Origin of the sequence: Neisseria sp. HMSC067H09, from assembly GCF_001814135.1 — a bacterium.
Lineage (GTDB): Bacteria > Pseudomonadota > Gammaproteobacteria > Burkholderiales > Neisseriaceae > Neisseria.
Map to the genome: position 1 here is coordinate 11,706 of NZ_KV814877.1, position 13,584 is coordinate 25,289.

At 51.4% G+C, this 13,584-nt stretch carries 11 protein-coding genes and 1 pseudogene; 6 read left to right on the forward strand and 6 right to left on the reverse strand.

The window, feature by feature from the left end; all coding sequences use genetic code 11:
* Window positions 1-79: 79 nt before the first annotated feature.
* On the reverse strand, window positions 80-1,993 hold the full coding sequence (gene dxs, locus HMPREF2954_RS03140; RefSeq protein WP_070688995.1) for a 1-deoxy-D-xylulose-5-phosphate synthase: 1,914 nt from the start codon (window positions 1,991-1,993) through the stop codon (window positions 80-82).
* A gap of 166 nt (window positions 1,994-2,159) precedes the next feature.
* The gene (locus HMPREF2954_RS03145) at window positions 2,160-3,032 is read right to left on the reverse strand and encodes a prephenate dehydrogenase (protein ID WP_045074623.1); all 873 of its coding nucleotides are present in this window, start codon (window positions 3,030-3,032) and stop codon (window positions 2,160-2,162) included.
* 211 nt (window positions 3,033-3,243) lie between these two features.
* Between HMPREF2954_RS03145 and rfaQ the strand changes: the two genes are divergently transcribed.
* Complete coding sequence (gene rfaQ, locus HMPREF2954_RS03150; RefSeq protein ID WP_045074626.1) at window positions 3,244-4,329, forward strand: putative lipopolysaccharide heptosyltransferase III; 1,086 nt, start codon at window positions 3,244-3,246, stop codon at window positions 4,327-4,329.
* 77 nt (window positions 4,330-4,406) lie between these two features.
* Here rfaQ and HMPREF2954_RS03155 read toward each other — a convergent pair whose 3' ends face one another.
* Window positions 4,407-4,742 (reverse strand): porin family protein, encoded by a 336-nt coding sequence (locus HMPREF2954_RS03155; protein WP_045074629.1) that lies wholly within the window; start codon window positions 4,740-4,742, stop codon window positions 4,407-4,409.
* Between the two features lie 192 nt (window positions 4,743-4,934).
* On the opposite strand from HMPREF2954_RS03155, the gene ruvC reads away from it, so the two are divergent.
* Both ruvC and HMPREF2954_RS03165 read left to right on the forward strand, forming a co-directional pair.
* Entirely contained in the window at window positions 4,935-5,483 is a 549-nt protein-coding gene (gene ruvC, locus HMPREF2954_RS03160; RefSeq protein WP_049227516.1) for a crossover junction endodeoxyribonuclease RuvC, read from the forward strand.
* Window positions 5,484-5,612: 129 nt separating this feature from the next.
* Window positions 5,613-6,482, forward strand: coding sequence for a lipid A biosynthesis lauroyl acyltransferase (locus tag HMPREF2954_RS03165; RefSeq protein WP_070688996.1), 870 nt, complete (start codon window positions 5,613-5,615; stop codon window positions 6,480-6,482).
* 858 nt (window positions 6,483-7,340) lie between these two features.
* Here the strand turns inward: HMPREF2954_RS03165 and HMPREF2954_RS03170 are convergent.
* The 3 genes from HMPREF2954_RS03170 to ilvE all read right to left on the reverse strand — a co-directional run bounded on the left by HMPREF2954_RS03170 (window position 7,341) and on the right by ilvE (window position 10,426).
* Complete coding sequence (locus tag HMPREF2954_RS03170) at window positions 7,341-8,021, reverse strand: YiaD family glycine zipper/OmpA-like lipoprotein (RefSeq protein ID WP_045073390.1); 681 nt, start codon at window positions 8,019-8,021, stop codon at window positions 7,341-7,343.
* A gap of 258 nt (window positions 8,022-8,279) precedes the next feature.
* On the reverse strand, window positions 8,280-9,158 hold the full coding sequence (locus tag HMPREF2954_RS03175) for a YoaK family protein (protein WP_045073388.1): 879 nt from the start codon (window positions 9,156-9,158) through the stop codon (window positions 8,280-8,282).
* A 269-nt stretch (window positions 9,159-9,427) separates the two neighbouring features.
* A complete protein-coding gene (gene ilvE / locus HMPREF2954_RS03180; RefSeq protein WP_070688997.1) occupies window positions 9,428-10,426 on the reverse strand; it encodes a branched-chain-amino-acid transaminase in 999 nt (332 codons plus the stop codon).
* Window positions 10,427-10,969: 543 nt separating this feature from the next.
* On the opposite strand from ilvE, the gene HMPREF2954_RS03185 reads away from it, so the two are divergent.
* The 3 genes and pseudogenes from HMPREF2954_RS03185 to HMPREF2954_RS11410 all read left to right on the forward strand — a co-directional run.
* Entirely contained in the window at window positions 10,970-11,314 is a 345-nt protein-coding gene (locus tag HMPREF2954_RS03185; protein ID WP_009311116.1) for a LapA family protein, read from the forward strand.
* 12 nt (window positions 11,315-11,326) lie between these two features.
* Window positions 11,327-12,496: a lipopolysaccharide assembly protein LapB gene (lapB, locus tag HMPREF2954_RS03190; protein WP_003761889.1), complete on the forward strand. Its 1,170-nt coding sequence runs from the start codon at window positions 11,327-11,329 to the stop codon at window positions 12,494-12,496.
* 679 nt (window positions 12,497-13,175) lie between these two features.
* A pseudogene (locus HMPREF2954_RS11410) lies at window positions 13,176-13,584 on the forward strand (hypothetical protein); the annotation flags it as partial.

A 13,584-nucleotide genomic window follows, 5' to 3' on the forward strand; every position in this document is an offset into this window, starting at 1 on the left:
GGTCGTCTGAAAATCAGTTTTCAGACGACCTTTATTCATTGCTTGCAACGGCGCGGCGTTATTTGCTAGCAGCTTTAATTCAAGCTGCCGGCAGCCATCCGCGTATGCGTTTTTCCATCGCGTCGGCACTCAAGCCCAAATCATCCAAAAGTTTTTTCGGATCGCCGTGTTCGGTTATGGTATCTGCAACGCCCAAAAGCAAAACGGGTTTGCAGATGCCGTGTTTAGCCAATACTTCCAGCACCGCGCTGCCTGCGCCGCCTTGTTCGGCGTTTTCTTCGGCGGTAACGATGTAGTCGTGGCTTTGGGCAAGGTGGACGATGAGTTCTTCGTCTATCGGTTTGACGAAGCGCATATCGGCGACGGTGGCGTTCAGTTTTTCGGCAACCGCCAATGCGGGGGCGACCATGCTGCCGAAGGCGATGAATGCGGTTTTCTCGCCTTGGCGGCGGATGACGCCTTTGCCGACAGCTACGGTTTCGAGGCCGTCTGAAACGTGCGCGCCTGTTCCCGTGCCGCGCGGATAGCGGACGGCAGCGGGGGCATCTGCCTGATAGCAGGTCGAAAGCAGCAGGCGGCATTCGTTTTCATCGCTCGGCGCGGCAACAATCATGTTCGGCACGCAGCGCAGGAAACTCAAATCGTACAAACCGGCATGGGTCGGGCCGTCCGCGCCGACGATGCCCGCGCGGTCGACGGCAAACAAAACGGGCAGGTTTTGCAGGGCGATGTCGTGCACCAGTTGGTCGTAGGCGCGCTGGAGGAAGGTGGAATAAATGGCAACGACGGGCTTCATGCCTTCGCAAGCCAAACCGCCGGCAAAGGTAACGGCGTGCTGCTCGGCGATGCCGACATCAAAATAGCGGTCGGGGAATTGTTGTTCGAATTCGACCAGTCCGCTGCCCTCGCGCATGGCGGGGGTAATCGCCGCCAATCGGGAATCTGCCGCCGCCTGGTCGCACAGCCATTTGCCGAACACTTGCGTATAGGTCGGTTTGGCGGCAGGCTTGTTTTCTTTTTCAGACGACGTTGAAGTTTTGAGGTCGTCTGAAACGTCTTTGGGCAGGTTGGCAACGGCGTGGTATTTGACGGGGTCGTTTTCGGCGAGTTTGTAGCCGTTGCCCTTTTTGGTGATGACGTGCAGCAGTTGCGGGCCTTTGCGGCCGCGCAAATCTTTCAATACGTCAACCAGATGCTCGACGTTGTGGCCGTCCACGGGGCCGGTGTAGCGGAAACCGAAGTTTTCAAACAAAGACAGCGACTGCTTGGCGTGTTCGGCTTCGCCCGCCAGCGTTTTGATTTTGTGCTCGACTTTTTGGGCAAGCTCCATCGCGCCGGGCAGCTTGTCCAAAACCTTGCTCGATTGCGCCTTGATGGTGCTCAACACGCCGCGCATATCGCGCACGACGTTGCTGGCGAGGTATTTCGGCAGCGCGCCGACGTTAGGGGAAATCGACATTTCGTTGTCGTTGAGGATGACCAGCAGGTTCACGTCCATGTCGCCCGCACAGTTCAAGGCTTCAAACGCCTGCCCCGCCGTCATCGCGCCGTCGCCGATAATGGCGACGCTGCGGCGGTCGCTGCCCAAGAGTTTGTCTGCCGCCGCCATGCCCAAAGCCGCGCCGATGGAGGTGGAGGAATGCCCTACGCCGAACGCGTCGTATTCGGACTCGCTGCGTTTGGGGAAACCCGCCAAGCCGCCGTAGCGGCGCATGGTGTGCATCCGGTTTTTGCGGCCGGTGAGGATTTTGTGCGGATAGCTTTGATGGCCGACATCCCAAACCAAATGGTCTTCGGGCGTGTTATACACATAGTGCAGGGCGATGGTCAGCTCGACCGCGCCCAGATTGCTGGCGAAATGCCCGCCGGTTTGACCGACGGATTCGAGTAGGAATGCCCGCAATTCGGCGGCAACCTGCGGCAGCAGGCTTTTATCCAGCCTGCGCAAATCCTGCGGCAGATGGATGGTGTCTAATAACGGAGTGTGGCTCATGGTGTGTCTTTGCGGGCTTATTGTGTCTATCGGGCAATTATAGCAAGAGTTGTCCTGTTCGGATAAAGGGTTTTGACGAAGCTTTGTTTTCAGACGACCTGATTTAACTATCTATTTATATAAAGGTCTTATATAAAAGTCGTCTGAAACTGCTCTTTCAAACCTGCTACTGCCGTTCCAGCCATTCATCACGGGTTTGTTTGGCAGAGGCAAAATAGCGGTAAAGGGCGGCGCGGTCTTCTTCGGACAGGATGCGTTCGAGTTCGGATAACTGGGTACGCAGGCCGCCAATCAAATCCAACAGGCTGTTTTTATTGGCAAGGCAGATGTCCGTCCATACAGCGGGATGACTGGATGCGATGCGCGTAAAATCACGGAAGCCCGTCGCGGCAAATTCGAGGTAGCGCCGACCATCGGGATGATCGGCGATTTGGTGGACATAGGCGAAGGCGGCAAGATGCGGCATATGGGAAACGGCGGCAAAAACGGCATCGTGTTCTTCCGCGCTCATACGGAAAGTCTGCGCCCCGACTGCCCGCCACAAGTTTTCAACCAAGCCGGCGGCCTGTTCATCTTCTTCCCCGTGCGGCGTGATCACCAGCTTCCTGTCCTGAAACAATCCGAACTGTGCGGAAAGCGCGCCGCTCCTGTCAGAGCCTGCAATCGGATGGGCTGCGATGCAACGGGACAAATGTTCGGGCAGGACGCTGCGGAAAGCCTGAACGGCAGATTGTTTGGTACTGCCCACATCGGTAACCACGGTATGCGCGTTCAAATAAGGTCGGACGGTGCGGCAAATGTCGGGAAATGTGGAAACAGGCGTAGCGATAACGGCCAAATCCGCTTCGTGCATACTCAAAGCGTCGATTTGCGTGTAGGCACGATCGATGACGCGCCGTTCAATCGCACGGTCAAGGTTGTCGCGATCCAAATCGATGCCGGTTACCGTATCGACCAATCCGAGCCGTTTCAAGTCCAACACGAACGAGCCGCCGATCAACCCGACACCAATGAGGACGATATGTTTGAGTATATTCATGGCAGGTACGCGGGACAAAGGTCGTCTGAAAACGGTACGCCCGCTATTCTAGGGATTAATTGTCCGCATTCTATCGTATCCGAAAGGCAAGCGCATATCGTGCAACGATACTGCCTCGAACACCATCCTTCCGACCATAAAAAGGCAGTTCGCCATTGTGCCGTTTCGTTTTACAATAGGCAGACAGAAATCCATCCGCCGAAAGCAAACTATGTCCCTGGCCCAACCGAAACGTATTTTAGTCATCAAGCTGCGCCACCACGGCGACGTCCTGTTAGCCACGCCCGTCGTCCACGCCCTCAAGACCCGCTTTCCCGATTGCGAAATCGACATGCTGGTTTACCGGGAAACCGCCGACATCATCAGCGACAATCCTGAAATTGCCGAAATCTTCACCATAGACCGCTCCTGGAAAAAGCAGGGGTTGAAAACCCAGCTATGCGAAGAGAAAAAGCTGTTCTCGCGCCTGAAAAAGCGCAGGTACGACTGGGCGTTCAACCTGTCCGACCAATGGCGCTCGGCAATACTCGCCAAATTCTGCGCACAATGCAGCGTCGGCATCAGCCATATCAAACGCGACCACTTTTTCTGGCGTTGGTGCCACGACTTCCTCAACCCCGAAGCCGGACGCGGCTGCCACATTACCGAATATCATATGAACGTTTTGCCGCCGCTTATCCGGCCTGAGGAAACACCGCCGGCAAAAGTGATGATGGCAATCGGCGAAGATGCCCGCTCGAATTTGCAAAGCAAGCTGAACAAACAAGGCTGGAACGGGGAGGATTATGTCTTATTCCACCCGGGCGCGCGTTGGGAATTCAAATGCTGGGAAGACGGCAAAAACGCCGCCATCGTCCAATTACTGCTCAACCACGGTCAAAACGTCGTTTTAACCGCCGCACCCTCAGCAACCGAACAACAAATGATCGATGCGGTTTTAGAACGCGTCAAAATTCCCGAAGGCGGTAAATTATGGACACTGTCGGGCAACCTCAACCTGCGCGAACTGGCTGCCGCCATCGACGGCTGCAAACTCTTCATCGGCGTAGATTCCGCCCCCATGCACATCGCCGCTGCACTGGACAAACCGCAAATCGCCCTGTTCGGTCCCTCATGGCTGGACAGATGGCATCCCTATTCCGACAATGCTGAGGTTATTTGGGCGGGTGATTTCGGCGACCTACCCCACCCCGACAGCATCAATACATCCGGCAAAAAACGCCTGCTCAAAGCCATTCCGCTGGAAGCCGTGTGGAACAAAATTGCTGAAAAGCTGGGTTTAAACAAGGAAGCTTAAACAAAACGGCAAAGGTCGTCTGAAAACCCCAAAATCGGTTTTCAGACGACCTTTTCATTACACGAACGACAAAAAATTCAATATTTCCCAAACTGCCCTGCCGCATCGTCTCCCATATTGCCCGAATGGGGGGAAGGACTATGCCAAACCGTGCGCGACAGGCTGCGCGAACCTACCGGCGTATCCTGTTCTGCCTGAAACAACACATTATTCCCACTACCGATGGGTAGCGAGCCGCGCAAACCGATATAACTGCCTGAATCATATATGCCGCTATGTGATACCGAACTGTCTCTCGATTTAATGCGCGACGCTTCAACGCCGCTTTTGATTTCGCCATAAAGGCGGACTTCCGCTATCGCCAACACAGGCAAAGCCGTCAAGGCCGCAACCAAAATATACAAGGGTTTCATCCTGTCCGTTCCTTTCAAATATTTCTTACACAACCGAATAGCGATAACCAATTTGACCAACCAGTATATGCCCCTCTTGCGTAAACAAACCATAAATCGTGAAAACGTCGTCTGAAAAGACACATCGCAACCCATATCCGTTTTATATTGATTTCACTATAATCCCGGTTTCACCGCCTCAACAGCATAATCATGACTTCTGCTTCACAAACCACCCGCATCCTAGGCATAGACCCCGGCAGCCGCGTAACCGGCTTCGGCGTCATCGACGTCCGCGGCCGCGAGCATTTCTACATCGCCTCCGGCTGCATCAAAACCCCTCCGGACGCACCGCTGTCGGAACGCATCGCCGTCATCGTACGCCATATCGATGAAATCGTCCGAACCTACCGGCCGCAACAGGCCGCCGTAGAACAGGTATTCGTCAACGTCAATCCCGCCTCCACACTTATGCTCGGACAGGCGCGCGGCGCCGCATTGGCAGGATTGGTCATGCACGGCTTGCCCGTATCCGAATACACCGCCCTGCAAGTCAAACAGGCCGTCGTCGGCAAAGGCAAGGCAGCGAAAGAACAAGTGCAGCACATGGTCGTGCAAATGCTCTCCCTTTCCGGCACGCCCCAATCCGATGCCGCCGACGGACTCGCCGTCGCCCTGACCCACGCCCTGCGCAACCACGGACTTGCCGCGCAGTTGAATCCGAACGGAATGAAAGTCAAACGGGGACGCTTCCAATGGTGAAAAGGTCGTCTGAAAACAAGCGTGGCGGGTTTCGCCAAAACAAGTTTACTCAGACTCCTACTCTCTGACTGGACAACAAACCTTTCCGTTATAATTTCCTTTTTCCCGCCCCATTCCCCAACAGCCGCCATGAAAGCCGCCTTTTTCCTCCTCTACCTCATCCAGCTCCTGCCCTTCAAGGCCATACACAAAATCGCCGACGCAGTAGGCATCCTCGCCTATTACGCCGTCAAACCGCGCCGCAAAGTCGGCGAGACCAACCTCAAAAAATGCTTTCCCGAATGGAGCGAAGACAAACGCAAAGCCGTGCTCAAACGCCATTTTCAGCACATGGCAAAGCTGATGCTCGAATACGGCCTGTATTGGTACGCGCCTGCCGACAGGCTGCGCAAGTTTGTGCATTATCAAGACAAACACCATCTCGACTATGCGCTCGCGGCGGGCGAAAAAGTCATCCTGCTTTATCCGCACTTCACCGCATTTGAAATGGCGGTTTACACCCTCAATCAGGACGTGCCGCTGACCAGCATGTATTCGCACCAAAAAAACAAAGCGTTGGACGAACAAATCCTCAAAGGCCGCCACCGCTACAACAACGTCTTCCTCATCGGCCGCACCGAAGGCCTGCGCGCGATTATCAAGCAACTGCGCAAAAGCAACACCCCCTTCCTTTACCTGCCCGACCAAGATTTCGGCCGCAACGACTCCATTTTCGTCAACTTCTTCGGCATCCCCACCGCCACGATTACAGGCTTAAGCCGCATCGCCGGCATGACGAAAGCCAAAGTCATCCCCGCCATCCCCACGCGCAATGCCGACAACACCGTTACGCTGCGCTTTTATCCGGCATGGGAAAACTTCCCTTCAGACGACGTTGCAGCCGACACCCAACGCATGAACGACTTTATCGAAGCGCGGGCAAGGGAAAATCCCGAACAATATTTCTGGCTGCACAAACGCTTCAAAACCCGTCCCGAAGGCGAACAGGGATTTTATTGAATTACATACAGTTACAATAAAAAGCAAAGCCCGTCATATTCGGGCTTTTATCATTTCTATTAAATCGAAAATTAACAACGATAGTAACAAATTTTCAATTGAGAATTTTTCACATTAACTCTTTGGATAAAATAGAGATTTAACCCTAATTAACCTAAAATGCAGTCGAATCCCCAAGCCATATCCTCAAAACGTAAAGATAATATAACTTTTTAATTAATATATTAAATTTAATTTCATTTAAAATCAAAAAGTTATAAAATAACATTTTATCCAAATTAATATCATTAACCACACAATCAAGAATATAATTCCAAAATTATGAAAATATAATTATTATTTTTATATAAATATTAATTTAATAGCATATAGTTTTAAATAATTTAGATTTTTTGAAATATTGCAAATACAAAAACAGCATAAAAAAATCATATCCCCCTCTTGGCAAACCTAAAAATTTAGCGTAAATTTCACTACATCGAATTACAGCCCTACTGGCAAATACGATACTCTGGTTTCCCGTAGCAAGCTCCTTAGTTTGCAGCGGATGTTCCGAGCCTCACTCCCTCGGAGCAAAAGTTTACCCGCACGGAGTTGAGCCGTGCAGGTAAAGCCGCAGGCGAAAGCCTGTATTGTTTGTGAAGCGTAAATCTCTGATTTGAGGTATTGGGGCAATCCTGTGGGGGATTGCCTCCTTTTTTTGTTTCCTACATTTCCACCATTTCATTATTGCCTCCGACCTCAAATTGTCTTGAGGTATTCGGACATCCGGCCCGCATTACTTCCATATAAAAGGTCGTCTGAAACCTGATTTTGTTTCAGACGACCTTTAAACTTTATCTTCAGACGGATAGCTTATTACATTTGTTGTTGCGCTGCTTTGATGGCGTTTTGATCGGGATTGATCAAAATCTCAACGCGGCGGTTTTGGGCGCGGCCTTCGGCGGTGGCGTTAGATGCAATCGGGTGGCGTGAGCCGTAGCCGGCGGTGGTCAGGCGCGAGCCGTTCACGCCGCGGGATTGCAGGTAATCGGCAACGGCAAGTGCGCGGTTGCGGGACAGCGGTTCGTTGATGGCGTCATTGCCGGTGTTGTCGGTATGACCGTTAATCGTCAAGGTCGTGTCGGGGTATTGCACCAGCGTTTCGGAGGCGGTCGCCAAAGCGTTACGCGCCTGATCGCTCAATGCCGCGCTGCCTGTGGCGAAGGTGACGTTTTCAGGCATCACCAGCTTGATTTGGTTGCCTTGGCGTTCCACTTCGATGTTGGTGTTTTTCAGGTTTTCGCGCAGTTTTTTCTCTTGGTAGTCCATGTAGCCGCCTACGCCCGCACCAATCGCACCACATGCCAACGCGGAATTGCGCGCGCCTTTGCCGCCGTGGGTCAGTGCACCGACGATGCCGCACACTGCCGCGCCGCCCAAGCCGTACACGGCGGTTTTGCTGGTGTTGCGTTGTCCGCTTACAGGGTCGGTTACGCAGCCGGTCAGTGCCAAAGGAATGGCCAACGCGGCAACGGTCAAAGGTTTCAAGAATTTCATTGAGATTTCCTTTCAAAAAATACCGCTCCGACAACGAAGGTCGTCTGAAAAGCGGATCATGTATTCCAACGATGTTTCGGCGGGCTGCAAACCCTTCAAAACAGATTGAAACAGCATGATAGCCAAGATTGCGGCGCAATAAATCTCGCTTAACCCGATATTACCTAACTGACCGCAAACTGACATTCCGGTTTTCTATTCTGCGTATTCAGTAAGATTGCCGTAATGAAGTTTGGTTCCTCAAGGCGTTTGCAACACCTATTCTTTCCCATAACGGCTGCTGACATACCTTATCAACATATATTTCAGCCTCAAACGCACATCGTAACCGACCGATCCCGCGCCCAACACAAACAACACCAGTGCGACCGGCAAGGCAAAATGGTGGCCTATCTGATGATAGCCCCACGCACCAATCACCCCACCCAACAAAAACGACCACATCATTCCACCCAAAAGCCACATCTTCGGCTTATTGACATGCACATGCGGCAGGCGCGGATGATGTTTTTTCGAATAATACAGCGCGCGCGAAAGCTCGATGCCCAAGTCGGTCGCCGTGCCGGTCATGTGCGTCGAACGGATGGCGCCGCCTGATAAAAGCGTCATCACCGTATTGTGCATTCCCATGATGAAACACAATAAAAACAAAGCCAAAGACGGGAAAACCATATTCCCGCTTCCAATGTTCCACTGCGATGTCGTCAGTCCGAACAAGCCGAATATCAGCAGATAAACCGCTTCCAGCCACATGGAAAACCCAAAGCTGCCGCGAAACCGCTTCTGTTGCGTCCACAAAACCACCCAGCCCGAATGCGCCGCGCCGACCACAAAACACAACACGCTGATTAAAGCCACTGCCGCCGTTATCCATTCACGCAGATAAACAGCGTCCGCCAGCAGCGACATCGAGCCGGTAACGTGCGACGTGTAGCGTGCAAACGCAAAGAAACCGCCCGCATTGATCGCACCTGCCAACATCGCCATGATGTAGCCCAGCCTGCGAAAGCGCGCATCGGAAATATGGTGTTCGTGCAGATACGGTCTGTCCGCCTGCCAAAACGGCGGGGCATGTCGCCGCTTGTCATGCGGCCTAATCTGCTTATCGCGTAGTAGGTGTATTTTTGGTTCTTCCATGTAACGTTATCTCTTTTGCAATGATGGATACAAGGCAAGAAAAACACCTTTCCGATTAAAATTAATCCATCATCCGAACAGTATGTTCAGACGACCCCCGCCATCAGAAATCCAAAATATTAAAGCATTGTACCTGCCATACTTCTCTGATAAAAAAATAATGGCTGGCAGGAATTTTTCTATTTCCATTAACCATAAAAAAGGTCGTCTGAAAAGCATTTTATCCTTTTCAGACGACCTTTCACCGATTACATCAATACGAAATCAAATCAGCACACTTCAACCAACCAGCCATGCTTGTCTTCCGCCAAACCGTATTGGATGTCGGTCAATGCTTTGCGCAAAGCGTAGCCGCGTTCTTGGCTTTTCACTTCGATTCCTTTGCCGTCGATAACAAAAGAGGTTACGGGAGAGATGACGGCGGCGGTGCCGGTCAGAATCGCTTCCGCGCCCTCTTCGACTGCGGCTTTGAGTTCGTCCACGGTAAAATTGCGTTCGCTGACGGTGTAGCCCAAGTCTTTGGCGACGGTCAGCACAGAATCGCGGGTTACGCCGTGGAGGAATTCGTCGGTCAACGGTTTGGTAATGATTTCATTGCCTTTAATCAGGATAAAGTTGGACGCGCCGGTTTCCTGTACGTCGCCGTTCGGGCAGAACAGGACTTGGTTTGCGCCATGTTCGGCTTTTGCCTTCAGTACCCAAGGCATGGCGGAGGCGTAGTTGCCGCCGCATTTGACGCGGCCCATGTGCGGTGCGCAGCGGATGTGTTCGGTTTCAACCAAAATTTTCACGGGCGAACCGGCTTTGAAATAGTCGCCAACCGGAGACGCGAGGATATAAAGCAGCGCGGTTTCGGACGGCGAACCGGCTTTGCCGATAACGGGGTCGGTACCGATGAGCGTCGGACGCAGATACAACGCGGCAGGCGCATCGGGAATTTCGTCGGCGGCGCGTTTGACCAATTCGATCAGGGCATTCAGATAGGCTTCGGTTTCGGGGCGCGGCAGGTGCAAAATATCTGCGCTTTGCTGCATACGGGCGATGTTTGCCGTCGGGCGGAACAAGACGATTTTGCCGTTTGCCTGACGGAAGGCTTTTAAACCTTCAAAGCATTCGCTGCCGTAATGCAGGGCGTGCGCGCCGGGCGCGAGGGTGAGGTCTGAGGAAGTTTGCCATTCGGTCGGCTGCCATTTGCCGTCCTTGTGGGCGATAACGGGCATTTGGGCGTGGAAGACGCTGCCGAACACGGCGGGTACGGGTCTGCTCATGGTGATTGCCTTTCTTATTCTGTTTGGTTCTGTTTAGATATTAAAAGTTGAAAGATACGCCTGTACGGATGGTTTTGACAAGTCCGAATACTTGTTTCGCAAACAGCTTTCGCCCAAGCCCTTGCCTGATAACGAAATACGGAAAACCATCCATTCCGATACGCATACGAATTGTCGGCAATCATGCCTACCGTGTACTACATATATATAGTGGATTAAATTTAAATCAGGACAAGGCGACGAAGCCGCAGACAGTACAGATAGTACGGCAACCGATTCACTTGGTGCTTCAGCACCTTAGAGAATCGTTCTCTTTGAGCTAAAGCGAGGCAACGCCGTAATGGTTTAAAGTTAATCCACTATATAATGAAGCCTAAGGTCGTCTGAAAACTGCCGCACATCCTATCCGAAACAATCCAAATCGTTTAAACTAAGCCGCATCTGCGGCAAACGGGTTCGGAAACGGAATCCCTATCGACCGCCTATTGAATTTTCAGACGACCTTTTCAAAACTTTCCGACAGGCATACCGCCAGAGACATCCATGAAACTGATTTATACCATTATCAAAGTCATCATTTTATTATTGTTTTTACTGCTCGCCGTCATCAATACCGACAGCGTCGCCTTCCACTACCTGCCCGGTCAGAAAGCCGATTTACCGCTGATTGTCGTCCTCTTCGGCGCGTTTGTCATCGGTATCGTGTTCGGCATGTTCGCCCTGTTCGGCAGACTTTTGGCGCTGCGCAGCGAAAACAACCGCCTGCGTGCCGAAGTTAAAAAACACGCGCATTTGAGCGAAAAAGACCTTGCCGCCCCCGTACCGCAGCAACCCGCACCGCAAACGACCGCCCCTGCCAAACAACCCGTACAAACGCCCAAGCCTTAAAAAAGGAATCACATGGACAACGAATTGTGGGTCATCCTCCTGCCCATTACCCTTTTGCCCGTCTTTTTCGCCATGGGCTGGTTTGCCGCCCGTATCGACATGAAAACCGTGTTGAAACAGGCGAAAAGCGTGCCTGCCGGCTTTTACAAAAGTCTGGACGCATTGGTTGACCGCAACAGCGGCCGTGCCGCCCGCGAACTGGCGGAAGTCATCGACCAGCAGCCGCAGTCTTACGACCTCAACCTGACTTTGGGCAAACTCTACCGCCAACGCGGCGAAAACGACAAAGCCATCAATATGCACCAAGCCCTGCTCGACTCGCCCGATACCGTCAACGAAAAACGCGCGCGGGTGTTGTTCGAACTCGCGCAAAACTACCAAAGCGCAGGCTTGGTTGACCGCGCTGAACAAATCTTCATCGGCTTGCAGGAAGGCAACATGGCGCGCGAAGCCCGTCAGCACCTGCTCAGCATCTACCAGCAAGACCGCGACTGGGAAAAAGCCATCGAAACCGCGCAACTCCTCAGCCACGACGAGCAGACCTACCAATTTGAAATTGCACAGTTTTATTGCGAACTTGCCCAAACCGCGCTGTTCAAATCCAATCTTGACGCCGCCCGTTACAACGTCCAAAAAGCCTTGGACGCCAACAAAAAATGCGCCCGCGCCAACATGATTTTGGGCGACATCGAAACCAAACAGGGCAATTTCCCCGCCGCTGTCGAGGCATACGGCGCCATCGAGCAGCAAAACCATGCCTACCTGAGCATGGTTGGCGAAAAACTCTACGAAGCCTACGCCGCCCAAGGCAAACAGGAAGAAGGGTTAAACCGGCTCATCGGCTATATGCAGACCTTCCCCGATTTAGACCTCATCAACGTCATCTACGAAAAAGCCCTGCTGCTCAAAGGCGAAAGCGAAGCCGCCCAACTTGCCATCGACCTCGTGCGTCAAAAACCCGACCTCAACGGCGTATACCGCCTGCTCGGTTTGAAAATCAGCGACATGAATCCCGCATGGAAAGCCGACGCCGACATGATGCGCTCCGTCATCGGCCGCCAACTCCAACGCAGCGTCATGTACCGCTGCCGCAACTGCCACTTCAAATCCCAAGTCTTCTTCTGGCACTGCCCTGCCTGCAACAAATGGGAAACCTTCACGCCCAATAAAATCGAAGTGTGAAGCAAACCAACAAAAAGGTTGTCTGAAAAGTTTCAGACGACCTTTTTTTTCACAAACAAACGGTAGTTTATCTTGCCAAACGGTACAAAAAACAACAGTTTTTTCGAAAAAATCTACTTTCTCAAATTAATTACTAAATATAATTAGTAATATTTTCAATATATTAAATTTCCAACCCAAATATTTCATTATGAACTTATCATTTTCTTATTTGTCATGCTAGAATTACTCTCAATTACTCATTTCGAATATTAGCTCACTTCCCCAGTCAAAAAGGAACATTTATTCTGGTTACAGTGAACTAATAAACAATCTCGCAATCTTACTTAATCTAGGTTAAATTACCTAAACAACCCAAAATACAGTACAGATAACGTGAATGAATGAAATGATAAGAGGTTCGACCGTCTAGATATGCAACAAACAATCAAAACGGCCGGAGTCCGAACCATAAAAGGTTTTCCTTATTCTCTAAGGCAACACACCATCAGAAAAACGAATAGATACGGCCCGCCCGATTGAAGATAACAACCTTTAAATCGGTTTTTAGTCGAAAACTTCTGCCGCAAGCAGTATTTTTCTTACACAGGGAAACTCCTCTATTTGATAAAAGGAACACCATATCGTTACATTGCTACGGGTATGAATCCGTAATGTTCAAACATGGGAAATACAAATTATGTCAAAACAAACTCTGTCTGCACTCGCTAATCATGGGCAAACTACCATCCACACATCTCCTGCGATCTCAAACACAACAGGACAAGGGCAAACGACTTCTTCTACACTAAACGCTTTGATTTTTGAACACTCAATGGGTGGAATAAATATCGCTACCGCCCTACCGAAGCAAACTTATGGCAAAACCAACATTACCGATACCTCAAATATGCAGCCAACCAAGTTTTCTATGAATAAAGCCAAACTGACGCCTTTCGAAACCCAGTTGCTTGCCCAAGCCAAAGCTGCTGCCGAGAAAAAAGCAGAACAAGAAAGAGCTGAAGCAGCACATAAAGCAGCCATAGCCGCAGCCGAGAAAAAAGCCGCAGCCGAAAAAAAAGCCGCTCAGGAAAGAGCCGAAATTGCGC